The organism is Sodalis sp. dw_96, assembly GCF_018449575.1.
In the GTDB taxonomy this organism is placed as follows: domain Bacteria; phylum Pseudomonadota; class Gammaproteobacteria; order Enterobacterales; family Enterobacteriaceae; genus Acerihabitans.
In genome coordinates, this window is sequence record NZ_JAAVUT010000011.1 from 1 (window position 1) to 25411 (window position 25411).

Sequence of the window (25411 nt, forward strand, 5' to 3'; positions counted from 1 at the left end):
TTAACCTTTTCCATCAAGGTATTCAGTTCAGCGACATTAGTAACAGCCATAGTGCTCTCCTAATAAATGTTAAAATTTCGGTTAAATTGTTAAACTCTTTAAGTAAAAAGCCATTCCCTGTCGTTACTCAAGACCCGGAGATTAAGGTTAGTTTATCTGCACAAAGACAGATAGGCAGTGGCACAAAGGGCTATTTACTTAACGAGTTTGTTCAATCAGTTAGCGATAGGAAGTTTCCATCAATTTTTTTTCAAGCTACCTGGATCCTTGGGCTCATCGCTATATTGTCTATGGAAATAATAAAGAGTATTGAGGTCATTAATTGTGATGTAAATCACATTTTATTGATGCTGACTCCTTTCAGCAGCGACAATTTGAAGCAAAGGTTACAACTATCCTACCATCTCGTTAAGGGATGAAATGCCGTGCCAATGTAATCTGCATACCATTAACATTCCATTTGCAAATAAAAGCAATAATTTTACCTGGTACTAGGTTACGGGTAATAAAGCACTGGCACAATATGAATAATGTCAGAAAGTATAGCGGTGGAAAAAACGGTGTAGGCATAGACTCGGAGCCAAGGCGGCAACTCATCAATCCATATGTTCCCACGGCGCAATCCGTGGCTGAACGAAACAAAACAACTGTACAGATAAATGATGCTTAACGACAGCGCTAGGGCACGCTTTCCGCTTTTTACCCGCCTCACATCAGGGCAAACCCTGCCCCAATAGTGATAAGTCGCACCCTAATGCGGCATAGATTATTTAATACACAACAGTTCTATTAGTTTGATAAACTGAGTAAAAACTCCATTTATTCAGAAGGATATCATTCAGCGCTGAAAGCGGGGCGATTTTTTTTTAGACTATCTCTCAAAGCCACTTGTCACGATGCGGTACAGATGTTATTAGTGTTAATACATGAATCATTAGGGATTTATTCTCTTTCCAGGTCATTAATTGCCCTGATGTATTTTATTGTAACAATCGATTATTCGATTATGTTTTTTTGAAGCAAGGTCGACATTTCTTGATTTGATTATGATAGCAAATAACTTCTTTCCGAATCTGCGTTCCGCCATATCAAATTTTTTACCGGCCTTAAGCCGGCTTGTTTCCTATATAGATTCAATGAATAAGGAATATCACTTCTTTACCTTGCGGTTTCGTTCACCGCAAATGGCCGGGAAGTGCTCATACCCGTTTATCGGGAATCTGCAGACTGCTTAGAACGCGTCATGCAATAATAAAAAACTGGAGTGCATTAATAATGACCAACATCACGAAAAGAACTCTGCTGGCGGCATGTATTATTGCTGCCTTGGGAGTGGTGTCCGTAGGTACTTCTTTCGCGGCGGTGGTACCCGCCGGCGTCACCTTGAGCGACAAGCAGGAACTGGTACGTGGAAACGGCGCCGAACTGCAATCCCTGGATCCCCATAAAATTGAAGGGGTGCCGGAAGCCAATGTCAATCGCGATCTGCTGGAAGGCTTGGTCATTAGCGATCTGCAAGGCCATCCGCAGCCGGGTGTGGCGGAAAGTTGGGAAACCAAGGATTCCAAGGTCTGGATCTTCCATTTGCGTAAAGACGCCAAGTGGTCCGACGGTTCACCGGTGACGGCGCAGGATTTTGTTTATAGCTGGCAACGTTTGGCGGATCCTAAAACGGCGTCTCCGTATGAGAGTTATCCGCAGTATGCCCATATCGTGAATATTGACGATATCATCAGCGGTAAAATGAAACCCGACACTCTGGGTGTAAAAGCCGTTGACGCCAATACGCTGGAAGTCGATCTCAGCGAGCCGGTGCCTTATTTCCCCAAATTATTGACCCATCCGTCCATGTCGCCGGTTCCGCAAAAAGTGGTGGAAAAATTCGGTGATAAATGGACCCAACCGGCTAACTGGGTCGGCAACGGTGCGTATAAGTTAAAAGACTGGGTAGTCAATGAGCGCATAGTGTTGGAGCGCAATCCGCAATATTGGAATAACAGCAAAACGGTTATCAACCAGGTTACCTATCTGCCGATATCCTCGGAAGTGACCGACGTTAACCGCTATCGTGCCGGTGAATCCGACATGTCCTATAACAATTTGCCTATCGAATTGTTCCAGAAATTGAAACATGACATTCCCAATGAAGTGCATGTGGATCCCTATCTCTGCACTTATTATTATGAAATTAATAACCAAAAAGCGCCGTTCACCGATGTGCGTGTTCGTACCGCGCTGAAATTAGGCCTGGATCGTGATATTATCGTTAATAAGGTCAAGGCTCAGGGTGACCTGCCGGCATTTGGCTTTACCCCTCCGTATACCGACGGCGCCAAGTTGACGCCGCCCGCATGGTTTAGCTGGTCGCAGGAAAAACGCAATGCGGAAGCTCGCAAGCTGCTGGCGGAAGCCGGTTACACCAAAGACAAACCGCTTACCTTTGATCTGTTATACAATACTTCCGATTTGCACAAGAAATTGGCCATTGCCGTTGCCTCCATCTGGAAGAAAAACATCGGTGTTGATGTAAAATTGGAAAACCAGGAATGGAAAACCTTCCTGGAAACCCGCCATCAGGGTACCTTTGATGTCTCCCGCGCCGGATGGTGCGCTGACTATAATGAGCCCACCAGTTTCCTGAATATTATGTTGACCAACGGTTCGAGCAATACCGCGCATTATTCAAGTCCGGCATTTGATAAGCTGATTGCCAGTGCGGTAACGGCTAAGTCTGAAAACGAACGTAGCGCGATTTATCAGCAGGCCGAACAGCAGTTGGACAAAGATTCCGCTGTTGTGCCGGTGTATTATTATGTGAACGCCCGCCTGGTGAAACCTTATGTCGGCGGTTATACCGGTAAAGATCCGCTGGATAATGTTTATGTGAAAGATCTTTATATTATCAAACATTAAGAACGGTTTTGGCTGTTAACAGGGCAGGGCTGGATAAGCCTTGCCTTGTTTTTCCTGTTCAGTCCGAACCGCCTGAAAATGTATGTTATAGGTATTAGTAATGTTAAAGTTTATTATTCGCCGGTTTCTGGAAGCGATCCCGACGCTGTTTATTTTGATCACTATTTCATTCTTTATGATGCGGTTGGCGCCGGGCAGCCCGTTTACCGGCGAACGCAGCCTGCCGCCGGAAGTCATGGCCAATATAGAAGCCAGATACCATCTTAACGATCCCATCATGAAGCAATATGGCGACTATTTACTGCAATTGGCCCATGGTGATTTTGGTCCTTCCTTCAAATATAAGGACTATTCCGTTAACGACCTGGTTGCCGGTTCGTTTCCGGTTTCGGCCAAGCTGGGTCTGGCGGCCTTTGTGGTGGCCATGGTGCTGGGGGTGTTTGCCGGGGTGATGGCGGCGCTGCGGCAAAATACCAAGTGGGATTATCTGACCATGGGGTTCGCCATGACCGGGGTGGTTATTCCCAGCTTTGTGGTGGCGCCGTTGCTGGTGCTGATTTTCGCCATTACGCTGAAATGGCTGCCGGGGGGCGGCTGGAACGGCGGTCAACCCAGATTTATGCTGCTGCCGATGATCGCGCTGTCCCTGGCCTATATCGCCAGTATCGCCCGTATCACCCGCGGTTCGATGATCGAAGTGTTGCATTCCAACTTTATTCGTACCGCCCGGGCCAAAGGCCTGCCCATGCGGCGCATCATCCTCAGTCATGCTTTGAAACCGGCCCTGTTGCCGGTTATTTCTTATATGGGACCGGCGTTTGTCGGTATTATCACCGGTTCCATGGTCATTGAAACCATCTATGGACTGCCCGGCATTGGCCAACTGTTCGTCAACGGCGCGTTGAATCGCGACTATTCGCTGGTACTGAGTCTCACCATTCTGGTGGGAACCCTGACCATCCTGTTTAACGCCATTGTCGATGTGTTGTACGCGGTCATCGATCCTAAAATACGTTATTGACGCTGGAGCACGCCTTATGATGGTAAGTAATAAAAACAGCGAGGCTCTGGAGAAATTCAGCGAAGCACTGGAAGTGGAAGGGCGCAGCCTATGGCAGGATGCCCGCCGGCGCTTTATACATAATAAAGCGGCATTGACCAGTCTTATCGTATTGCTGTGCATTATTTTATTTGTCGCCCTGGCGCCGTCATTGTCGCAGTTTACCTATGACGATACCGACTGGGGCATGATGTCGAGCGCGCCGAGTCTTGAGTCGGCGCATTACTTCGGCACCGATTCATCGGGCCGGGATTTATTGGTGCGGGTGGCCATCGGCGGACGGATTTCACTGATGGTGGGCATCGCGGCCGCCTTGGTGGCCGTGGTGCTGGGGACGCTCTATGGCGCCATGTCGGGCTATCTCGGCGGCAAAATCGACTCGATAATGATGCGTCTGCTGGAAATACTCAACTCCTTCCCGTTTATGTTTTTCGTGATCCTGCTGGTGACGTTCTTCGGCCAGAATATCTTTCTTATTTTTATCGCCATCGGCATGGTGTCGTGGCTGGATATGGCGCGTATCGTGCGCGGCCAGACACTGAGCCTCAAGCGCAAGGAATTTATCGAGGCGGCGGTGGTCAGCGGCGTGTCCGCCCGCAATATTATTTTGCGTCATATCGTGCCCAATGTGCTTGGGGTGGTGGTGGTATACGCCTCGTTATTGGTGCCCAGCATGATCCTGTTCGAGTCTTTCCTCAGCTTCCTCGGGCTCGGCACGCAGGAACCTTTGAGCAGTTGGGGGGCACTGCTCAGCGACGGCGCCAATTCCATGGAAGTTTCGCCCTGGCTGCTGCTGTTTCCCGCGCTGTTCCTGGTGATTACCCTGTTTTGTTTTAATTTTATCGGCGATGGTTTGCGTGATGCCCTCGACCCGAAAGATCGTTAAGGAGTGCCGTGATGAGCATTATCGATAATTCCTCGCCGGCCTATGGCCTTGCGGCGGGGGCGAAAGAGCCGGCATTGCTGGACGTGCGGGATTTAAGGGTGACCTTCGCCACCTCCGATGGGGATGTTACCGCGGTGAACGATCTCAACTTTTCCCTGCGCGCCGGGGAAACCCTGGGTATCGTGGGGGAATCCGGTTCGGGCAAATCGCAAACCGCGTTTGCCCTGATGGGATTGCTGGCCGCCAACGGACGTATCGCCGGTTCCGCCGCTTTCAACGGGCGTGAAATTCTCAATCTACCGGAGAAACAGCTTAATAAGCTGCGCGCCGAAGAAATCTCCATGATTTTTCAGGACCCCATGACTTCGCTCAATCCCTATATGCGGGTGGGGGAGCAACTGACGGAAGTCCTGGTCTTGCATAAAAAGATCGGTAAACACGAGGCCTTTGAAGAATCGGTGCGCATGCTGGACGCGGTGAAAATGCCCGAGGCCCGTAAACGGATGCGCATGTATCCTCACGAGTTTTCCGGTGGGATGCGCCAGCGGGTGATGATCGCCATGGCACTGATGTGCCGTCCCAAGCTGCTGATCGCCGATGAGCCCACCACTGCCCTGGATGTGACGGTGCAAGCGCAGATAATGACGCTGCTTAACGATCTCAAGCGTGAATTCAACACCGCTATCATCATGATCACCCATGATTTGGGGGTGGTGGCCGGCATTTGCGATCGTGTGCTGGTGATGTATGCCGGCCGCACCATGGAGTATGGCAGGGCAGCGGATATTTTTTACCGGCCGAGCCATCCCTATTCCATCGGCCTGCTGGCGGCGGTGCCGCGTCTGGATGCGGATGGCTCCGCAATGATGGTCACCATACCCGGGAATCCTCCCAACCTGCTGCGTTTGCCGAAAGGGTGCCCCTTTCAGCCCCGTTGCCCCTTTGCCATGGATATCTGCTCAACCATGCCGCCCCTGGAACGTTTTGGCGATGACCGTATCCGTGCCTGTTACAAACCCGCGGAGGAGCTGGTATGAATGCCTTGGACGAAAATAGAAAAGTGATCCTGGACGTCGATAACCTGAAAGTGTATTTCGACGTGAAGGGGGATAAACAGTGGTTTTGGCAGCCGGTTAAACACCTCAAGGCGGTGGACGGCGTGTCGCTGCGTCTGTATGAAGGGGAAACCCTGGGGGTGGTGGGGGAGTCCGGCTGCGGCAAATCCACCTTTGCTCGGGCGTTGATCGGACTGGTCAAATCCACCAGCGGCCGTATCGCCTGGCTCGGTAAAGAGTTGCAGGACCTGACCAATGCTCAATGGCGCGAAACCCGCAGTAATATTCAGATGATTTTCCAGGACCCCCTGGCTTCACTCAACCCGCGGATGACCATCGGCGAGATTATCGCCGAGCCCTTGCATACGTATCATCCCAAGATGCCGCGCCAGGAAGTGAAGGATAAGGTGCGGAACATGATGATGAAAGTGGGCTTGCTGCCCAATCTCATCAATCGTTATCCCCACGAATTTTCCGGCGGCCAATGCCAGCGGATCGGTATCGCCCGTGCCCTGATCCTGGAGCCGAAGCTGGTGATTTGCGACGAGCCGGTTTCGGCGCTGGATGTCTCCATCCAGGCGCAGGTGGTGAATTTATTGCAGCAGCTGCAGCGTGAAATGGGGCTGTCGCTGATTTTTATCGCCCACGATCTGGCGGTGGTAAAGCATATCTCCGACCGGGTGCTGGTGATGTATCTGGGTCATGCTGTGGAGCTGGGAACCTATGACCAGGTCTACAATAATCCGCAGCATCCTTATACCAAGGCGCTGATGTCGGCGGTGCCGATCCCGGATCCCGATAAGGAACGCAATAAAAAGATTCAGCTGCTGGAAGGGGATTTGCCTTCCCCCATCAACCCGCCCTCGGGCTGCGTGTTCCGCACCCGCTGCCCTATTGCCGGCGAAGCGTGCGCCGTCACCCGGCCGATACTGCAGGGAAGTTTCCGCCACGCCTGTTCCTGCATCAAGGTGGATGCCAGCCAGCTGGGGGAGTAGGGCTTGTTATCACCGAAACGCACAACGGGCGTGCAAAAATTCGAGAGTGCTAAAGCGATCGGGTGTTAAAGCGAGCGCGTGTTAAAGGGAGAGCGCGCCAGTGAGGTCGAAGCGGGCATGGTTTTTCTGCCCGCCGGAGCGCCTCTTGGCACGCTAGGCCCGCCAACACCAAACCTTGAACCGTGCCCGGTCGGGACAGGATGCTAGATCGTAAACACGCCGTAAACCCATCCCTGGGGGCTCGATCCGCGCCGGCCATGGCGCGGACGGTTTACTCCTCTATCATCCTGTCCCTCCTTATTCACTCCGAGCCCGTTTGTTGGCAGTCTGAGCGGGCTATCAGCCCGCTACTCTTTCCAGATAATATGGCAAATCTTTTCAGAACGATCGCGGCACAGCAGCATGCGGGCGAAAACATCGTTGACCGGCATACCGTCCTGTTCCGCCAGTCCTATGATCACCTCGGCGAAAAAGTCCGGATTCAGGTCAAAATCCACCTGCTCGTGCCATTGCTCGGAGGGATCGAATAATTCCGCCGCCCCGCGCTGCTCAAACTGCAGGTTGAACAGCAGTACGTCCGCCGGGTCAAGATTGTCCGTCGCCAGCTCGAGAAAAATATCGTATGCCTGCTCGATGACCTCGTCATCCGTCAGGCGATTATCCAAATCCATGCTGTGTCCCTTAGTGTTTCGTCGCCGCCGGCCAAGTTACAGCAGCGGACTGAAAAAGTAGAACAGACGCTCGATAATCCGCTGCCAGTAAGGTCGCTGTGCCCATTTTACCGGATCTATCAAGCGGGAGCGGGCGATATAATCCTCCTGTACCCGCGCCAGATCGCTGCCGAAATCGTCATCGTCAATCACCAGGGTGATTTCAAAATTCAGCCATAAACTGCGCATATCCAGATTTACCGTGCCCACCAGGCTTAACTGCCCGTCAACCAGCACGCTTTTAGTATGCAACAGCCCGCCTTCAAATTGATGAATATTCACCCCCGCCTCAAGCAACTCGTCAAAAAAAGCGCGGCTGGCCCAGCCCACCAGCATCGAGTCATTATAACGGGGCACCACGATATGCACATCGACGCCACGTTGCGCGGCGGTGCAAATGGCATGCAGCAGATCGTCGCTGGGCACCAGGTAGGGCGTGGTCATGATAAGCTGTTGGCGCGAGGCATAGATGGACGTCAGCAGCGCCTGATGGATGACCCCGTCGGGAAAGCCCGGGCCGGAAGCGATAACCTGAATGGTATGGCCGGTGGCCTGTTCGAACGGCATGATATTCACGTCCGGCGGCGGCGGCAACACCCGTTTACCGGTTTCAATTTCCCAGTCGCAGGAGTAGATGATGCCCATAGCGGTGGTCACAGGTCCTTCCATCCTGGCCATAAGATCGATCCATTGCCCGACCCCCGCGTCCTGCTTGAAAAACCGCGGATCCACCATGTTCATGCTGCCGGTATAGGAAATGTAATTGTCGATAAGGATCATCTTCCGGTGCTGGCGTAGATCCATTCGGCGCAGGAACACCCGCATAATGCTCACGTGCAGGGTTTCCACCACATTGACGCCCGCCTGGCGCATCATGGCCGGATAGGGGCTGCGAAAGAACTTCACGCTGCCGGCGGAATCCAGCATTACCCGGCAACTGACGCCGCGCCGGGCCGCCGCCATCAAGGCCTCCGCCACCTGATCCACCAGACCGCCGGCTTGCCATATATAAAACACCATCTCGATATTGTTTTGGGCCAGCCCGATATCCTTGATCAAGGCTTTCAGCGTGTCGTCGGTACCGGTCAGCAGCTGCAGTTGATTGCCTTTAAGGCCGCCCATGCCCTGGCGCAGTTCGCATAACCGAAACAGCGATTGCGCCACTTCACTGTTCTCAGTGGCAAAAATCCGTTTACACTGTTTGAGGTCTTGTATCCATTTAGCCGTAGAGGGCCACATAGCCTTGGCGCGTTCGGCGCGGCGTTTGCCGAGATTCAGTTCGCCAAATAATAAATACGTAATAATGCCCACCAGGGGCAGAATATATATCACCAGCAGCCAGGCCATTGCGGACGGAACTGCCCGGCGTTTCATCAATACCCGCAGGGTGACACCCGCTACTAGTAACCAGTAGCCGAACACCAGTAGCCAATTGATTACATTATAAAGAGTTGTCATAAAGGCGAAAAATCCTGTTCGCAATGCTTGAAATCTGAGTGTACGCATAAGGGGCGTAAAGAGGAAATTCTTTTAACCGGGTTATGCCGTTTCTCCTCCCCGCCGGCGTTTCAGCGGCTTGGCTAACCGCCGGAAAAGATTATAATGGCGGCTCTCAATCATCTTAGGCAGAGGTCGGTAGAGCCGGTTCGTGCATGAAAAGAAGCAGAAATGAAGTCAGCCGTTGGCGCATGTTAAGGCAAGCGCAGCGACGTCGGAGCCAGTGGGTGGAAGCACAATCCCGCACTTATCGCCATCTGACCCGTTTGGGGCATCTCCAACTTAAAAAGCAGCGCCGCTCGCTGCTTTTTTCCATGACCAGCGGACTATAGCAGGTCCGGGCGGGAGACTGATAAAAAAAACCGGCGTTAAGCCGGTTTGTGGTAATTGAGATCCTTTCATCTAATAAAGTCGTCCATAACGTTTCTAGGCTAATTACTGCGTTGAGGTGGTGGTGGATGTGGAAGTGGATGTCGACGTACCGGTTCCTCCCTCCGGATCGCTGGCCGATGCTACCGCCGCTACCGAGCCGGAGATAATCCCGGCGTCGGCGGTCGTTGCGGGTCCGGAAGCGCTTTGCGTCGCCACATCGGCCGTTCCCGCCGCCCCTGCCGCCATTGCGGTAGCGGTGCCGGCGGCATACAACACGAGTACTGCCACTAAGATTTTCCTGGACATATTTACCTCCTAGGGTTTGAAACTCAAGGGGAGTACAGCTATTACAAGGTATTCGATATTTGCATTATCAACAAATCGTAAGCCGCTAAGGCATATGGTTTTTTTCAGTTGATCATGCTAAAGGCGGGGTCAACGCACTGATTCGTGGTTGTTTATTTTTTGTACTAGGAAAATTCCTAAATGATTATCTTAGTCATTTGTCATCGAGCGGATTTTTTATTTTTTAGCGGATAAAAGAAAATATTTAACGGCTCTATAATTGAAATGCAGATCTAATTATTAATATTAATTAAGTAATATCAAATGCGAGGGCTAATTCATTATTCAGCGTCATGACGGAAAGAAATACCCTTTCTATTCAATATCCTGCTATGAATGGCATGGCGATGGTCATTTCGCAGACATATAAACTGGTTTTCTCTTTTTTTACCTGCTGAAAATCGGCGAATTATGTTTCGTCTAAGGTGTTTTTTTTACGTAATAGTTAAGTTTAGGTAATGATTTTAATGGCTAGAATGGTGAATAGTCATTAATACAACGGGAGGGCGCCATGACATACCCTAAATAACTCGAGTTGCAGGAAGGCGGCAACGCAGCGAATCCCAGGAACTTACTCGTGTAAGTGACTGGGTGAGCGAGGAGAGCCAACGCACCTGCAACTTGAAGTATGACGGGTTTAACGCTCCCGCAGGGTAATTCAGGGATCTGTACGGTCTGCTTTCAGAAGGTTTTCCGGTAGGGTTTTACCGACACGGTTTTGTAGACGCCGGCGGCAACGTAAGGATCGGCATCAGCCCAGGCTTGCGCCATCTCCAGCGCGTCGAATTCGGCTATTATAATGGAACCGCTGAAACCGGCGGCGCCCGGATCGTTACTGTCTATTGCCGGCAGCGCGCCCGCGGTCAGTAATCGGCCCTGGTCACGCAATAATTGCAAGCGCGCCACGTGAGTGGGTCGGACGGACAGACGTTTTTCCAGGGAATCGGCGACATCTTCAGCATAAATAACATAGAGCACGATTAATACTCCCAACGAATTGGTATTCACAAAGTGATTCACGTTATGACATCAGGGTCATGAGCGCAATGAAAAAATGTAGATGGGGAGAATTCGCCGCTACGACGGGCTAAAAAGGGTTTTTTTTAAGTTAATCCCACAAGACGTTGATATGAGTTATTGAATATGATTGTCATTTGCATTTAAACTTCGCCTTATAGGAAACTTTAGTTGAGATGGCGTTAAATATTTTGAAAACCACTCGTCGATTTATGTGGCCGTATGTTGTGTCCGTAGGGCTGCATACCTCTCTGGTGGCGGGTTTACTCTACGCTTCCATCAATCGGATATCGCCGTCCATCGCTGTGGAACAACCGATGAGCGTCACGCTGGTGGCCCCCGCGCCTCAACCTGTTGCCGCGCCGGCCCCGCCGCCGCCCGTACCGCCCCAGCCGGTGGAGTCACCGAAGCCGGCCCCTGAACCTGAACCGAAGCCCGAACCCGTGGTGGAACCGCCGGCACCGGTTCAGTTGCCCAAACCCAAACCGAAACCCAGACCGGTGATCAAAAAAGAAGCGAAGCCCCGGCCTCACAAGGAACCCGTTCCGATAGAGCAGGCACGGACGGACGCTCCGCCCAGGGATACCCCTTTACTGCCAGCGCCCCCACAGGCCTCCGCGCCGGCGGTCTCCGCTGCCAAAGCCGACACCGGGCCGGTAGCCTTGAGCCGGCCGGACCCCGACTATCCCGATCGCGCCAGGGCGCTGGGGATTGAGGGCCGGGTGCAGATTCAGTTTGATGTAAATGCGGATGGACAGGTGGAAAATCTGCGCATTATTTCCGCCACGCCCCCCAATATGTTCGAGCGGGATATTCGTGAAGTGACACGCAGATGGCGTTATCAAAGCGGTAAGCCCGGCAAAAATGTCAATATGAGTATTGTATTCGAACTCACGGGCGTCAGGAGCCATGACCACTAAGCTCCAGGCGACAAAGCCCGGACCGTCGATGGCTTATCAGGATTAAGGCGGAAGCCCGCTTGTCGGGCTTCGGGGTCTATGCGGGTCAGGCTTCGTCGGGTAGGAAGTGACGCTTGCCGTCCGGCAGGGGGCGGGCCTTGCCTTCCGCATCCACCGCCACGTAGGTAAATGCCGCCGCGGTGGCGCGATAGCGCTGGCCGATGGGTTCGGACGAAACCTTTTTCACCCACACTTCCACATTAATGTTCAGCGAACTGGTGCCGGTCTTGGTGCAGCGGGCATAACAACAGATGACATCCCCCACCGCCACCGGTTTCAAGAAGGTCATGCCGTCCACTTTTACCGTCACCACGCGGCCTTCGGCGATTTCTTTCGCCAGAATGGCGCCGCCCATATCCATTTGCGACATTAGCCAGCCGCCGAAAATATCACCATTGGCATTCGTATCGGCGGGCATCGCCAATGTCCGCAGCACCAGCTCGCCGCTGGGTAAAACCGGTTTTTCGCTCATCGTGCTTTCCGCTATTAAAAAAGCGGCCCGCAGAATGCAGACCGTCTTTAAGACATTAATGGGGGTTTTTTTGGTCTTCCGTCATATGACGATAGACATAAACGCCGCTCAGCAGGGTAAACAGCAGCGTGAGACCGGTCAGGCCGAACACCTTGAAGTTAACCCAGACATTTTGCGGCAGCCAGAAGGCGATATAAATATTCGCCGCGCCGCAGGCGATAAAAAACAGCGCCCACGCCACGTTCAAATTATTCCATACCTGCGGAGGCAGCGTCATTTCCTTGCCAAGCATGCGCTGTATCAGAGGTTTTCCCATGATGAACTGGCTCACCAGCAGCGCGATGGCGAACAGGCTGTAAATGACCGTCACCTTCCATTTGATAAACTCGGCATTGTGATAATACAGGGTCAACGAGCCGAAAATGGCCACCAGGATAAACGTCAGCAGGGTCATTTTTTCAACCTTGCGGTATCTAATCCAGGTAAAAGCCAATACCAGTGCCGAAGCGGCAATAAGCGCCCCGGACGCGACATAAATGTCATACAGTTTATAAACGACAAAAAAAACCACTAACGGCAGAAAATCGAGAAACTGCTTCATAGATAAATCCGTGTTGATGAAAATGAGTCTGGCTGCGCGTTATGCCTGACGCAACAGCATGTACAGACGGTACAGATAAATAAGCAACAAGGCAGAGATGATATTACTCAATCCATTAAGCAGCACTGCCGCAACCAGGGATGATACCTGGGTAAATTGCGCCGCCAGAACCAATACCGCCGCCTTGGCCAGCAGCCAGACCAGCACCGCGGGCGTAATCAGTCGGAGGTTGGCAAAGGCTAGTTTACTACTCAGGCGCATGGACTTGAAGACCCCGAGATTCTCACTGGCGGCAATCACCGGCGCCAGGCTGAGGGCGATGGCCACCAGGATGCCCGGTACCACCACTAGCAAGAGTCCCAATTGCACCAATAACGTGGTGATAAAGATTAATAATAACAGACGGGGGAGAATCGGCGCGGACAGACCCACCGCCCGGAGCACGCTGGTGGGCTGCCGATCGGATACCAGCCGGATCATGGTTAATAACGCACCGGCCAGTATGACATTGCCCACCAAGCCGGCAAAGGTGCCGGCGGCGGAGGCCCTGAGTAGTACCCGTTGCTGTTCCGGCGTCATTTGCTGCACCAATTCCTGCAAACTCATATTGGCCGTATCCGTAGCTCCGGTACCTTCACCGTTGAGAACCAGCAATTGCTCGGTATTCGGTGATAAAGCGTGACCGAGTGAGACGCTTATCAGCGCCGTCAGCAGTGCCAGCAGCACAATACTGACGAATTGATTGCGGGTGAAATTCAACATATCACGGTATAAGGTACTTGCCATAATTGGCATGACGACTCCTTGGCGAAACATTCTGATTAAGGCCGGTATTCTACCTGTTAATCCGACCGTTGACACCCCGCGGCCGCATCCGAGCGCGTTTCGTGTGCCGCGGGCCGAACCGGCGCTTCTGTCGTCAGTGGCGGCAACCCGTAGGCAGCCCTGGCGCGATCGCAGGCATCATTGGACAGGCCTTGTTCGCCGTTCCTGATAAATTCCCGGCAGGGGGACGGTCTGGCGGCGTAAATCGAGCAGTGTACCGAACGGCCCACCTCGCCGGTCAGCGCGCGGCAGCGCGGTCTTTTGTCATTGGTGCCCGCCATGCATCGCAGGAAGGGCGTCAGGGGTTCGGTGAGGTCATGGGGAACGATGCCGCCGCCGTCATCCCCCTCCGCCCAGTAAAAGGACACGCGAAACCAGGCGCAGCATGCGCCGCAACTCATGCAAGGATTGTCACTTTCGCTCATGGTGTTTATACGCCCACGCCCTCGGTTTCAAACCTGAAATGAAATTACCCATCGTACGCCGGGAAATCAATGGAATTTCTCTAATGTCGCTTTTTTTATAAACAATCACTTTGGATTGATGTGGATCAATCCGCGATACATTAACGAATTGATATAAAACTAGTTAAATAAGCTTCAACGCAAACGGACCCGCTGCCGTGGCATAGTGTTTTTTGTCATGTGGATCAATTTTGCGACTTAAAAGCAAAATATTAACAAGGAGAGAGGCATGAAAAGAACAGTGATTGGCGCGGCATTAATGGGGATTCTGTTTTCTACGGCGGTATCGGCTCATCAGGCGGGGGACTTTTTTATCCGGGCCGGCTCCGCTACGGTTCGGCCGACGGAAAGTTCTGATAATGTGCTGGGACTGGGAGGATTCAATATTGATAACAATACCCAGCTCGGACTGACATTTACCTATATGGCTACCGACAATATCGGGGTCGAGCTGCTGGCGGCGACGCCGTTTCGCCATAAGGTGGGACTGAACAGCACCGGAGATATCGCCACGGTAAAACAATTGCCCCCCAGTTTGATGGCACAGTACTATTTCGGCGAGGCGCGGGATAAATTACGGCCGTATATCGGCGTCGGCGTCAATTACACCACCTTTTTCGATGAGAAATTCAATCAAACCGGCCGCGACGCGGGGCTGAGCGATCTGAGCCTTAAGGATTCCTGGGGTATCGCCGGTCAGGCGGGGCTGGATTACAACCTGAATGACAAGTGGCTGTTGAATATGTCGGTATGGTATATGGATATCGATACCGACGTTCGGTTCAAGGCCGGCGACCAGCAGCAGTCTATCCATACCGATATCAATCCGTGGGTATTTATGTTCGCGGTGGGTTATCGGTTCTAGCCGGGCACGGTCTCACTTTAACAGGCTCGTTGCACGATCGGAGATCGCGGGCCTACCGAGCCATGGGGCGCTCGGGCAGGCGGAAAAACCACGCCTGCTTCGACCCCATTGGCACGGTCTCCCTTTAACAGGTTCGTTGCACGATTGATGATCGCGCGCCTGCCGCGCGGTGGGGCGCTCTCCCACTGTTCGGTAATGTCTGCATGGTGTTCGGCAGTTGCAAATGCGCTTCGGATGAGTAAGTTCAAGAGGCGCGGCCGCGCCTCTTATCCCTTATTTTATACTGATGTGATTTTCCACTTCTCTTACCCCCGGAACGCCGCGGGCAATGGTTACGGCGCGGCTGGCTTCCCGCGATGAGCCGGCGAAACCGCTTAACTGCACGCGACCTTCATAGGTATCAACGTGGATGTTGCGGGAAGCGACTTCGTCATCGCGCAGCAGTTCCGATTTCACCTTGGTGGTTATCACCGTGTCGTCGATGTAGCCCCCGGTGCTTTCGGATTTCGGGGTAGGGGCGCAGCCAATGACTGAAGTCGCCAATATTGCGCTAAGGGCAACGGCTGCAAGGATTTTCAGATTTCTCATTTTTCGCTCCTCGGTATTTTTGTCCGTTTTATTGCCGATTTTAGGGCCGGTATCTCTACGCGGCCATCAGAGTATTACCGATATACCCGTCATACTTCAAGTTGCAGGTGCGTCGCCGCCTTCCTGCAACTCGAATTATTTAGCGTATAAAATGAGGTTTTTCAACTTCAGCCGCGGGTGGCCGCTTTCATTTCCCGCACAAAGGTGCTCAGTTCATCGAGCATGGCCGGGGTATTGCCGGTATTGCGTTCGATGATTTTCACGATGGCCGAGCCGGATATCGCCCCCGCGGCGCCCGCCGCCAGAGCTTCCCGCACCTGCGCGGGTTCGGCGATGCCGAAACCCTGCAGCGCCGGGGCGGCATGATACTCTTTAAGAGTATTCACCAGATGTTCAAGGGGTACATGGCCGCGGTTTTCGCTGCCGGTGACGCCGGCGCGGGACAGCAGGTAAGTATAGGCGCGGCCGTGGGAGGCGATTTCACGCAGCAGGCTCGCGTCGGCGTTGGGCGGGCAGATGAAAATCGGCGCCACGCCATGGCGCATGGCGGCGGTGCGAAACGGCAGGCTCTCTTCCAGCGGTACATCCGCCACCAGCACCGAATCGACGCCTGCCTGCTCGCAGCGGGCATAAAAGGTGTCGATGCCTTTGTTGAACACCAGATTGGCATACATCAGCAGGCCGATGGGAATGTCGGCATATTTGCGTCGGATTTCCGCCAGCATATCGAAGCACTGGTCCGGCGTAACGCCGGCGGTAAATGCCCTCAAATTGGCGTTCTGGATGGTGGGGCCGTCCGCCAGAGGGTCGGAGAAGGGAATGCCCAGCTCAAGCGCGTCGGCGCCGGCTTCAATCAGCGTATCGATAATGCTCAGAGACTGGCGGGGATCGGGATCGCCGAGGGTGACGAAGGGTACAAAAGCGCCCTCGTTGCGGCTTTGCAGCGCGGCGAATAACTGCTCATAGCGTTCCATTAGATTTCTCCTCGCGCTTTCAAAATATCATGAACGGTGAAAATGTCCTTATCGCCGCGCCCTGAAAGGTTTACTACCAGGATCTGCTCTTTATCCGGCTCCGCTTTGATCATCTTCAGCGCATGGGCCAGGGCGTGGGACGATTCAAGCGCCGGGATGATCCCTTCATGGCGGGACAGCTCTTTGAACGCGTCCAGCGCTTCGTCGTCGGTAATGGAGACATATTCCGCCCGGCCGATGCTGTTGAGGTAGGCATGTTGCGGCCCCACCGAGGGGAAATCCAGACCGGCGGAAATAGAATAGGATTCTTCGATTTGCCCGTCTGACGACTGCATCATCGGCGATTTCATGCCGAAGTAGATGCCCAGCCGGCCATGCTTGAGAGAAGCGCCGTGCTGTCCGGTTTCAATGCCCAGGCCGCCCGGTTCAACGCCGATGAGTCGTACCGAGGGTTCATCGATAAAATCGGCGAACATGCCGATGGCGTTGGAACCGCCGCCGACGCAGGCCAATACCGCATCCGGCAGGCAGTGTTCCCGCTCACGCATTTGCTGCTTGGTCTCTTCGCCAATCATGCGCTGGAATTCACGCACAATGGTGGGGTAAGGGTGCGGGCCGGCGGCGGTCCCCAGCATGTAATGGGCGTTTTCATAAGTGCCGGACCAATCGCGCAGGGCTTCGTTACAGGCATCCTTGAGGGTTGACGAGCCGCTGTACACCGGAATCACTTCCGCTCCCATCAGCCGCATGCGGAAAACGTTCGGAGACTGGCGTTCGATATCCTTGGCGCCCATGTAAATCCGGCATTTCAGACCCAGCAGCGCCGAGGCCAGGGCGGAGGCCACCCCATGCTGACCGGCGCCGGTTTCAGCGATGATTTCGGTTTTGCCCATCCGCTTGGCCAGCAAAGCCTGTCCCAGAACCTGGTTGGTTTTATGGGCGCCGCCGTGCAGCAGGTCTTCCCGTTTGAGATAGAGTTTGGTTTTGGTGCCGGCGGTGAGGTTGCGGCACAGAGTCAGCGGCGTCGGCCGGCCGGCATAGTTGGTGAGCAGGTCGTTGAACTCAGCCTGGAATACCGGGTCGCTTTGGGCGCTGACAAAGGCTTCTTCCAATTGCAGAAGTGCCGGTACCAGAATTTGCGGCACGTACATGCCGCCGAATTCGCCAAAATAGGGATTAAGTAATGTCATGCTTTATGTCTCTTTATTGATACGGACCGGGGATTAATAGGCGCGTAGCGTCTGAAATACCGTGGCCAGTTTATGATGATCCTTGAGTCCGGGCGCGCTTTCGACACCGGAGTTAAAATCCAGTCCCACACAGCCCAGCTGCGCGGCGGCGACGCAGTTATCCGCCGCCAGCCCTCCCGCCAGCATTACGTTGTCCAACGTTTGTCCCGCCAGCAGCGACCAGTCGAACCGTTGACCGCTGCCGCCGCCGTTGTCCAGCAGGTAGCGATCGACGTCGGTGAATTCCCTGACGGGGTTGTGCTCCCGCATGTCCAACGCTTTCCAAATCCGGCAGGCGGCGGGCAGGCGGCCGCGCAGGGCGGTGATATAATTCTGGTCCTCGTTGCCGTGCAACTGAACGGCATAGAGCCCCAGCGCGGCGGCGGTCTCCACCACCTCATTGATATCGGCATCGCGAAATACCCCCACATAGCGCAGGGGCGCAGCGTCGATAACCGTCCGGGCGCGTTCGATATCCACCCGGCGCGGCGAGGAGGGGACAAAAATCAGCCCGCCGTAGAGCGCGCCGGCATCCCAGGCGGCCCGGGCATCCTGCGGCCGGGTCAGTCCGCAGACCTTGTTTTCACCCAGCAATACCCGACGCACGGCGCCGTCCAGATCCGGTTCGGACATCAACGCGCTGCCGATGAGAAAGCCGTTGGCGAAATGACTCAATTCCCGCACGTGGCGGTAGGCGGTAATGCCGGATTCGCTGATAACCGTGACGCCGCCGGGAAGTTTCGGCGCCAGGGTGCGGGTCCGGTTCAAATCGATGGACAAATCCCGCAGGTCGCGGTTATTGATGCCTACCACCTTGGCGCCGAGGGCGACGGCGCGCCGGCACTCTTCTTCGCTGATGGCTTCGGTGAGCACGCCCATTTCCAGACTGTGGGCCAGCGCGGCCAACTGACGGTAGCTGTCGTCATCCAATACCGACAACATCAGTAAAATGGCGTCCGCCTGATGATAACGCGCCAGGTAAATCTGGTAAGGATCAATGATGAAATCCTTGCACAATACCGGCTGCGTCACCACGTCGCTTATCTGGCGCAGGAAGTCGAAGCTGCCCTGAAAATATTTCTCGTCGGTAAGGACCGAGATGGCCGACGCGTAATGTTTATAGACGCCGGCGATGGCCGCCGGATCAAAATCGGCCCGGATAAGCCCCTTGGAGGGGGAGGCTTTTTTGCATTCCAGTATAAAGACCGTCCGCGAGCCTTGCAGGGCGTGATAAAAACTGCGGCTGCTCGGTTTCACTTCGTCACGGAACGCGGACAACGGCTGGCGTTGTTTGCGGTCCGCGATCCAGATTTTTTTATCGGCGATGATTTTCGCCAGCACCGTATCCTGCATGTTTTATCCTCTTGCCGCCAAGGCTGTAACCAGTTCATAGGCGCCGCCGCCGCGGATCGCCGTTAATGCCTGCCGGGTATTCTCACGAAGATCTTCCCGTCCGAACAATTTTAGCAGCAGGGCCACATTGGCGGCGACGGCGGCTTCATGGGCCGGCTCGCCTTTACCTTGTAACAACCGTGCCAGAATGTCACGGTTTTCTTCCGGCGAACCGCCCAGCAGCGCCTCCACCGGCTGGCTTTGCAAGCCGAAATCCTTAGGCGTTAGCTCATAGCGGGTAATCTCGCCGTGGTTCAGTTCCGCTACCTGAGTCGGCGCGTGCAGCGCCACCTCATCCATACCGCCGCCGTGCACCACCGCCGCGCGTTGATATCCCAGTACGCGCAGGGTTTCGGCAATGGGCCCTACCAGCTCGGGGCTGTAGACGCCGATAAGCGCCAGGGGCGGGCGGGCGGGATTGATGAGCGGTCCGAGCACGTTAAACAGCGTGCGGGTTTTTAACTGCTGACGGACCGGCATGGCATAGCGAAAACCGGTGTGATATTGCGGCGCGTATAAAAAGCAGACTCCCAGTTCATCCAACGCTTTGCGGGATTGTTCCGCCGGCATATCCAGACGGATACCGAAGGCCGCCAGCAAATCCGACGAACCCGAGCGGCTGGAGACGCTGCGGTTGCCGTGCTTGGCCACTCTTGCGCCGCAGGCGGCGGCGACAAAGGCGCTGGCGGTGGAGATATTGATGCTGTTGGAGCCGTCGCCGCCGGTGCCGACGATATCGGCAAACGGATAGTCCGGTCGAGGAAATGCCATGGCGTCCGCCAGTAAGGCGCTGGCGGCGCCGGCGATTTCATCGGGATGCTCGCCGCGTATTTTCATGCTGATCAGCGCCGCCGCCAGCTGTACGGGTTCAAGTTGCCCCTGGATGATCGCGCTGAAAAGCCGTTGGCTTTCCTCGCGGCTGATGCGTTCGGCCCGAAAGAGTTTATCTAGAATCTGTTGCATGGTGGTTTCCTTACAATTAAGCCAACGCCCAGTCCAGCGTCTGGTTCAGCAAACGCGCACCCTGGGTGGTTAAAATGGATTCGGGATGGAACTGGAATCCGCACACGCGATCGGCGTCGTGACGCACCGCCATCACCATTTGATTAAAATGGGCGTTGACCGTTAGTCCGGCCGGGATGTCACTGCCCACCAGCGAGTGGTAGCGGGCCACCGGCAGCGGATTCGGCATGCCGGCGAACATGGCGAGGCCGTCATGTTCAATGAGCGATGCCTTGCCGTGCAGGATTTCTCCCGCCTGTCCCACGTGGCCGCCATAGGCTTCGACAATGCCCTGATGCCCGAGGCAGATGCCGATGATGGGCAGCTGGCCACGCAGCTGCTTGAGCAGTTGCGGCATGCAGCCGGCATTGGATGGGGCCCCCGGTCCGGGCGAGAGCACCAGGATCGGATTTTCCATCAGCTGGAGTTGCTCGATAATGGTTTGCGCCGGCAACTGGTTGCGGTAAACCATGACCCGGTGCCCGGCGGCGCGCAGCTGATCCACCAGATTGTAAGTAAAGGAATCGATATTATCGAGCAGCAGGATGTCGGCCATCAGAACACCTCCCGGGCATGATGTGCGGTAGCAATGGCGCGCAGCACGGCGCGGGCCTTATTGCGGCTTTCGTCGGCTTCGGCCTGGGGGACGGAATCCAGCACCACCCCGGCGCCGGCCTGGACGGTGGCGATGCCGTCCTCCACGTAGGCGGAACGGATAACGATACAGGTATCCAGCACCCCCTGGCCGGTGAAATAGCCGATGGCGCCGCCGTAGCTGCCGCGACGGGTGCCTTCGGCCTCGGCGATAAGCTGCATGGCGCGGACTTTCGGCGCGCCGCTCAGGGTGCCCATGTTCATACAGGCGCGGTAGGCGTGCAGCGCGTCCAAATCCCCCCGCAGGGTTCCCACCACCCGGGATACCAGGTGCATGACAAACGAGTAACGATCCACTTTGGTCAAGTCGGCGACATAACGACTGCCCGGTTCGCAAATGCGCGCCAAATCGTTGCGCGCAAGATCCACCAGCATCAGGTGTTCCGCCAGCTCTTTATGATCGGAACGCATCTCAAGTTCGATGCGGCTGTCGAGATCGGCATCAAGCCGACCGTCCGGCTTCCGGCCGCGGGGACGGGTACCGGCGATGGGATAGATTTCGATTTGCCGGTTGGTCGCGTCGTATTTCAGGGAGCTTTCCGGCGACGCGCCGAACACGGTGAAATCATCGTCCTGCATAAAGAACATATAAGGACTGGGATTGTGTTCTTTCAAGGTGTGGTACGCCGCCAGCGGCGACGGGCAGGGCAGGGAAAAACGCCGGGACGGCACCACCTGGAAAATTTCCCCTTCGCGGATAGCCTGCTGCATTTTCTCCACCACCCGGCAAAATTCCTCATCGCTCTGGTTGCATTCCAGCGTCATGCTGTCGATGGTTTGAAGGGGAATGGCGCCCGGCACCTGCTGTAGCTGATGCTGCAATTGCTCAAGACGGGTCTGTAAACGCTGTTTCTCGCCGGCGGAGGGGCAAAACAGGCTGGCCTGAATATGGCAGGACTGATGCTGGTGATCAAGAACCAGCAGGGTCTCCGCCAGATAAAAACAGAAATCCGGACAGCGTTGATCCTGGCGCACCTCCGGCAGGGCTTCAAAACCCGCCACCAGATCGTAGGCGAACAGGCCGCCGAGAAACAGGGCTTCCGGCCGATCCGCCGGGATCTGCACCAGCGTCAACAGCAGACGCAGGCAATCGAACACCGACAAGGCCCGCAGGCGCGCATCCTCGTCCATATGGTTTTCCGCCGCCGGGAATATCAGCTCGCGGCCATTGGGGTGCGTGCGAACCTGGACCTCGGGGGGCAGTGCGGCATCCAGCAGCGGCAGCAGCGCCGCGCCGTTGGCGGTCAGCGCCTGGATGGTCACCTGCCGGTCAAGGGCGGAGATACGCATGGCGCTGTCCAGAACCATCCAGCTTTTGAGATTGCGCTTGCTGTCGATTTCGGCGGACTCAAGCAATAAGGTGGCGGGACGCGCGCCGCAGAGATGGTTGAACATCGCGGTGGGATCATCCCGGTAGGTGGCGGTGGCCTGTAATAATTCCAACTGTGGTCGCATGGTTTGCATTGTTCGGTTTTCCTGTTTTTCGCCCATAAAAAAGCCCGCTTGCAGGCGGGCTTCCGGGATCTTGCTCTGTCTGATGACAGCAACGCATGATGACACCGCCCGCTACAGGGAGGTGCGCCACCAGCGAAGCATAACCGAAATAGTCAACATCATCAGATTCTCATTGGAAGGTTTCAATGTGTACTAGTAAACTAGTTCAGCAATGAAATGTCAACAGCCGTCGCTTAAAATCGGTAAATAATCTTAGGTGTTCGATTCATGCACGATAAACGTTATGATAGCGATATGCTATGGGCGTTATATCCGTCATTTTGAAAGCTGTGGGATATATATTTTGAAGGTAATTTTTTGACTGATAAACCGCTGGGTGCAAAATCATCGTTGTTCACCCTTTACGATCTGCACAGCCACACTACCGCCTCGGACGGATTACTCTCCCCGGAGGCGCTGGTGGCACGCGCGGTTGCCATGGGTGTGGATGTGCTGGCGATTACCGATCACGATACCCTTAAAGGCGTGGCGGTGGCGCGCCAGGCTATTATCAGCCAGGCCCTGCCGCTGACGCTGATAGCGGGCGTGGAAATCTCCACTCGGTGGCAAAATCATGAAATTCATATTGTCGGGCTGGGTATCGACATCGCGCATCCGGCCATCACCGAGCTGTTGGCCGCACAGCGGGAGAAACGCCGGGAGCGGGCCGTGGACATCGCCCAACGCCTAGAGCGCGCCGGGATAACCGGCGCCTGGGAGGGAGCTCAAGGGTTTGCCTGCGACGGGGTGATTACCCGCGGACATTTTGCCCGCTATCTGGTGAGCATCGGCAAGGCCGATAACCTGGCGGCGGTATTTAAAAAATACCTGTCCAAGGGGAATACCGGCTACGCGCCGTCGCAGTGGTGTAGTATAGAGGAGGCCGTGAGCGCCGTACGGCAGGCGGGGGGGCAGGCGGTGGTGGCCCACCCGGGCCGGTATCAGCTTTCCGCCAAATGGCTTAAGCGATTGCTGGATCATTTTGTCGCCGCGGGCGGGGAGGGCATCGAGGTTGCCTCGTGCCAGCAGTCGCCGCAGGAAAGGACGCTGCTGGCCGGGTACGCCCGCGAAAGACAGCTGCTGGGGTCCCAGGGCTCGGATTTTCATATGCCCTGTGCCTGGATTGAATTGGGGCGCAAGCTCTGGCTGCCGGGGGGAGTGGAGCCAATATGGCGGGACTGGCCGACGCATCATACCGTCGCGCCGGCGTGATCTTCAAAAGGATAAACAGGGTTTGCCGGGGAATACCCCCGATAGACGACATAAGGAGTGTTAATGAGTCAGTTTTTTATCATTCATCCAGAGAATCCACAGCCGCGGTTAATCAATCAAACCGTGGATCTGCTGCGTAAAGGCGCGGTTATTGTTTATCCCACCGATTCCGGCTATGCCCTCGGTTGCCGTCTGGAGGATAAAAACGCGATGGAGCGCATCTGCCTTATCCGCAAGCTGGACAGGGATCATAACTTTACCTTGGTGTGCCGCGATCTGTCCGAGCTTTCAACCTATGCCCATGTGGATAATCAGGCGTTCCGTTTAATGAAAAACAATACGCCTGGCAAATATACGTTTATTTTGAAGGCCACCAAGGAGGTCCCGCGGCGGTTGATGAACGATAAGCGTAAAACCATCGGTTTGCGGGTGCCGTCAAATCCTATTGCCCTGGCCTTGCTGGAAAACATGAATGAACCCTTGATGTCCACAACCCTGATGTTGCCGGGTAATGATTTTGCGGAATCCGATCCGGAGCGGATTAAGGATCATTTGCTAAAGCAGGTGGATGTGGTGATTCACGGCGGATTTTTGGGCCAGCAGCCCACCACGGTTATTGATTTGACCGAGGATACGCCACGCGTGGTGCGGGAAGGTGTCGGCGATATTTCGCCGTTTCTATAGGGGCGGTTTACCTTTAATACGTTTGCTGCACGTTCGGTGATCGCGGGCCGCGCTGTGGGGCGCTCGGGCGGGCGGAAAAACCACGCCCGCTGCGACCCCATCACCACGGTCTCCCTTTAACACGCCTGGTTCATGCTCCGATGAATGTGGGCTTACCGCGCCGTGGGGCGCTCAGGTTTAAAGGCAATCCGCCTTATATTCGTAGCGATCCGCTTTTTCCGGCTCGTTGGCGGCGATGGCGACAATGTCGGTCAAGGTGGTTTTTGATACCGTTTTGCCCGCCAGTAGCTGGACGGCAATATTCACCACCGCTTCCCCTTCCTGTTTCGGGTTTTGCGCTATCAATACATCAATGGTGCCGTTTTTCAGGGCATTGACCTCCGCCGTGGCGGCATCATACGCCACCAGCTTGACGCGTTTTACCGCGCCGGCCTGACGCAGACCGGTGATGGCGCCGATGGCCCCCTGGTCGTTGGTGGAGAATACGCCCGACAAATCCGGGTGGGCCGATAGGGCGGAGGTGACGATTTCCGCCGCTTTCTGCGGATCGTCGCTCTGGTACTGCGGGCCGAGATAGGTTATGCCTGGATAGGTTTTAATCTGCTCGGCGAAACCCTGTTCCCGCGCGTCCTGCGCCGCCGAACCGGGGGGCTGGGTAATCACCAGGACCTTGCCTTTGCCTTTCAACAGGCGGTTCATGGCTTGTGCCGCCATTTTCCCGCCCTGCTCGTTATCGGTGATAATCTGGGTCTCCAGGAACGAGGTATCGTGCAGGGTTTGATCGACGGTCAGCACCTTGGTGCCCCGGGTGGCCAGTTGCTTCATGGGGGCAACCAGCGCCTGCATATCGGTGGGCACGATGGCCGCTACCGCCGGCTGTGTGGCGGTGACGGCGTTAACCACCGGAATCTGGCTGTCGGCGGCGAATTGATCCGGCGCGTAAACGGTTAAAGAAAGGCCGGCCTGTTTGGCTTTTTCCTGTGCGCCGCATTGCAGCGCCTGGTAAAAAGGGCTGCCCTTTACACCCAATACCAGCGCAACGCTGTCATTGGGTTTGGCGGCGGCCGGCAGGGCGAGTCCCATGGACAGAGCGCAGACCAAAGTCGACAGTACTGTATTACGCATCATTTTTACTCCGTTAAGGTC

Annotated in this window: 25 protein-coding genes, 1 pseudogene and 1 other annotated feature; of the genes and pseudogenes, 11 read left to right on the forward strand and 15 right to left on the reverse strand. The window is 55.0% G+C overall.

Annotation, left to right across the window (positions count from 1 at the left end):
* The 6 genes from HB631_RS16550 to oppF form a co-directional block, all read left to right on the forward strand.
* Positions 1–419: hypothetical protein (locus HB631_RS16550; protein WP_213992279.1), on the forward strand; the 419-nt coding region annotated here is incomplete at its 5' end.
* An 856-nt stretch (positions 420–1275) separates the two neighbouring features.
* Positions 1276–2913: an oligopeptide ABC transporter substrate-binding protein OppA gene (oppA, locus tag HB631_RS16555; protein ID WP_213992280.1), complete on the forward strand. Its 1638-nt coding sequence runs from the start codon at positions 1276–1278 to the stop codon at positions 2911–2913.
* A gap of 100 nt (positions 2914–3013) precedes the next feature.
* Entirely contained in the window at positions 3014–3934 is a 921-nt protein-coding gene (oppB, locus tag HB631_RS16560) for an oligopeptide ABC transporter permease OppB (protein ID WP_213992281.1), read from the forward strand.
* Positions 3935–3950: 16 nt separating this feature from the next.
* The gene (gene oppC, locus HB631_RS16565; protein ID WP_213992282.1) at positions 3951–4859 is read left to right on the forward strand and encodes an oligopeptide ABC transporter permease OppC; all 909 of its coding nucleotides are present in this window, start codon (positions 3951–3953) and stop codon (positions 4857–4859) included.
* Positions 4860–4870: 11 nt separating this feature from the next.
* Positions 4871–5896: an ABC transporter ATP-binding protein gene (locus HB631_RS16570; protein ID WP_213992283.1), complete on the forward strand. Its 1026-nt coding sequence runs from the start codon at positions 4871–4873 to the stop codon at positions 5894–5896.
* The gene (gene oppF / locus HB631_RS16575) at positions 5893–6909 is read left to right on the forward strand and encodes a murein tripeptide/oligopeptide ABC transporter ATP binding protein OppF (RefSeq protein WP_213992284.1); all 1017 of its coding nucleotides are present in this window, start codon (positions 5893–5895) and stop codon (positions 6907–6909) included. The genes HB631_RS16570 and oppF overlap by 4 nt, the downstream gene beginning before the upstream one ends.
* Before the next feature lie 347 nt (positions 6910–7256).
* On the opposite strand, the gene HB631_RS16580 is transcribed toward oppF, so the two are convergent.
* The gene (locus HB631_RS16580) at positions 7257–7580 is read right to left on the reverse strand and encodes an HI1450 family dsDNA-mimic protein (RefSeq protein WP_213992285.1); all 324 of its coding nucleotides are present in this window, start codon (positions 7578–7580) and stop codon (positions 7257–7259) included.
* A 36-nt stretch (positions 7581–7616) separates the two neighbouring features.
* Entirely contained in the window at positions 7617–9077 is a 1461-nt protein-coding gene (gene cls / locus HB631_RS16585; RefSeq protein ID WP_213992286.1) for a cardiolipin synthase, read from the reverse strand.
* 194 nt (positions 9078–9271) lie between these two features.
* Here cls and HB631_RS16590 point away from each other — a divergent pair, with 194 nt between their 5' ends.
* On the forward strand, positions 9272–9448 hold the full coding sequence (locus tag HB631_RS16590) for a YciY family protein (RefSeq protein ID WP_132921387.1): 177 nt from the start codon (positions 9272–9274) through the stop codon (positions 9446–9448).
* 103 nt (positions 9449–9551) lie between these two features.
* Here HB631_RS16590 and HB631_RS16595 read toward each other — a convergent pair whose 3' ends face one another.
* Positions 9552–9776: a hypothetical protein gene (locus HB631_RS16595; RefSeq protein ID WP_213992287.1), complete on the reverse strand. Its 225-nt coding sequence runs from the start codon at positions 9774–9776 to the stop codon at positions 9552–9554.
* A gap of 738 nt (positions 9777–10514) precedes the next feature.
* The gene (locus HB631_RS16600) at positions 10515–10811 is read right to left on the reverse strand and encodes a YciI family protein (protein ID WP_213992417.1); all 297 of its coding nucleotides are present in this window, start codon (positions 10809–10811) and stop codon (positions 10515–10517) included.
* Positions 10812–11026: 215 nt separating this feature from the next.
* Between HB631_RS16600 and HB631_RS16605 the strand changes: the two genes are divergently transcribed.
* Positions 11027–11770, forward strand: a complete 744-nt coding sequence (locus HB631_RS16605) for a TonB family protein (protein WP_213992288.1) — start codon at positions 11027–11029, stop codon at positions 11768–11770.
* Between the two features lie 85 nt (positions 11771–11855).
* Here the strand turns inward: HB631_RS16605 and yciA are convergent, their stop codons facing one another.
* The 4 genes from yciA to HB631_RS16625 are packed head-to-tail and all read right to left on the reverse strand — an operon-like array spanning position 11856 to position 14132.
* The gene (gene yciA / locus HB631_RS16610; protein WP_213992289.1) at positions 11856–12281 is read right to left on the reverse strand and encodes an acyl-CoA thioester hydrolase YciA; all 426 of its coding nucleotides are present in this window, start codon (positions 12279–12281) and stop codon (positions 11856–11858) included.
* A 55-nt stretch (positions 12282–12336) separates the two neighbouring features.
* Positions 12337–12882, reverse strand: coding sequence for a septation protein A (locus tag HB631_RS16615; RefSeq protein WP_213992290.1), 546 nt, complete (start codon positions 12880–12882; stop codon positions 12337–12339).
* A 39-nt stretch (positions 12883–12921) separates the two neighbouring features.
* A complete protein-coding gene (locus HB631_RS16620; protein ID WP_213992291.1) occupies positions 12922–13677 on the reverse strand; it encodes a YciC family protein in 756 nt (251 codons plus the stop codon).
* A 47-nt stretch (positions 13678–13724) separates the two neighbouring features.
* Complete coding sequence (locus HB631_RS16625) at positions 13725–14132, reverse strand: YkgJ family cysteine cluster protein (RefSeq protein WP_213992292.1); 408 nt, start codon at positions 14130–14132, stop codon at positions 13725–13727.
* A 268-nt stretch (positions 14133–14400) separates the two neighbouring features.
* Between HB631_RS16625 and ompW the strand changes: the two genes are divergently transcribed.
* Positions 14401–15036, forward strand: coding sequence for an outer membrane protein OmpW (gene ompW / locus HB631_RS16630; protein ID WP_213992293.1), 636 nt, complete (start codon positions 14401–14403; stop codon positions 15034–15036).
* A 273-nt stretch (positions 15037–15309) separates the two neighbouring features.
* Here ompW and HB631_RS16635 read toward each other — a convergent pair whose 3' ends face one another.
* From HB631_RS16635 to HB631_RS16665, 6 genes and pseudogenes are all read right to left on the reverse strand, one after another.
* The gene (locus HB631_RS16635; protein ID WP_213992294.1) at positions 15310–15624 is read right to left on the reverse strand and encodes a BON domain-containing protein; all 315 of its coding nucleotides are present in this window, start codon (positions 15622–15624) and stop codon (positions 15310–15312) included.
* Between the two features lie 167 nt (positions 15625–15791).
* Positions 15792–16598, reverse strand: a complete 807-nt coding sequence (gene trpA / locus HB631_RS16640) for a tryptophan synthase subunit alpha (RefSeq protein WP_213992295.1) — start codon at positions 16596–16598, stop codon at positions 15792–15794.
* Positions 16598–17788: a tryptophan synthase subunit beta gene (gene trpB, locus HB631_RS16645; protein WP_213992296.1), complete on the reverse strand. Its 1191-nt coding sequence runs from the start codon at positions 17786–17788 to the stop codon at positions 16598–16600. The genes trpA and trpB overlap by 1 nt, the downstream gene beginning before the upstream one ends.
* A gap of 33 nt (positions 17789–17821) precedes the next feature.
* Complete coding sequence (gene trpCF / locus HB631_RS16650) at positions 17822–19180, reverse strand: bifunctional indole-3-glycerol-phosphate synthase TrpC/phosphoribosylanthranilate isomerase TrpF (protein ID WP_213992297.1); 1359 nt, start codon at positions 19178–19180, stop codon at positions 17822–17824.
* 3 nt (positions 19181–19183) lie between these two features.
* Positions 19184–20777: pseudogene (trpD, locus tag HB631_RS27085) on the reverse strand (bifunctional anthranilate synthase glutamate amidotransferase component TrpG/anthranilate phosphoribosyltransferase TrpD).
* Positions 20777–22339, reverse strand: coding sequence for an anthranilate synthase component 1 (locus HB631_RS16665; protein ID WP_213992300.1), 1563 nt, complete (start codon positions 22337–22339; stop codon positions 20777–20779). Before HB631_RS16665 ends, trpD begins: the two are co-directional and overlap by 1 nt.
* 25 nt (positions 22340–22364) lie before the next feature.
* Positions 22365–22468: a sequence feature (Trp leader region), on the reverse strand.
* Between the two features lie 219 nt (positions 22469–22687).
* On the opposite strand from HB631_RS16665, the gene HB631_RS16670 reads away from it, so the two are divergent.
* Together HB631_RS16670 and HB631_RS16675 are read left to right on the forward strand one after the other, a co-directional pair.
* Positions 22688–23581 (forward strand): PHP domain-containing protein, encoded by an 894-nt coding sequence (locus HB631_RS16670; protein ID WP_275955694.1) that lies wholly within the window; start codon positions 22688–22690, stop codon positions 23579–23581.
* A 63-nt stretch (positions 23582–23644) separates the two neighbouring features.
* Entirely contained in the window at positions 23645–24265 is a 621-nt protein-coding gene (locus HB631_RS16675) for an L-threonylcarbamoyladenylate synthase (protein WP_213992301.1), read from the forward strand.
* A 177-nt stretch (positions 24266–24442) separates the two neighbouring features.
* Here the strand turns inward: HB631_RS16675 and HB631_RS16680 are convergent, their stop codons facing one another.
* A complete protein-coding gene (locus HB631_RS16680) occupies positions 24443–25393 on the reverse strand; it encodes an ABC transporter substrate-binding protein (RefSeq protein ID WP_213992302.1) in 951 nt (316 codons plus the stop codon).
* Positions 25394–25411: the final 18 nt, after the last annotated feature.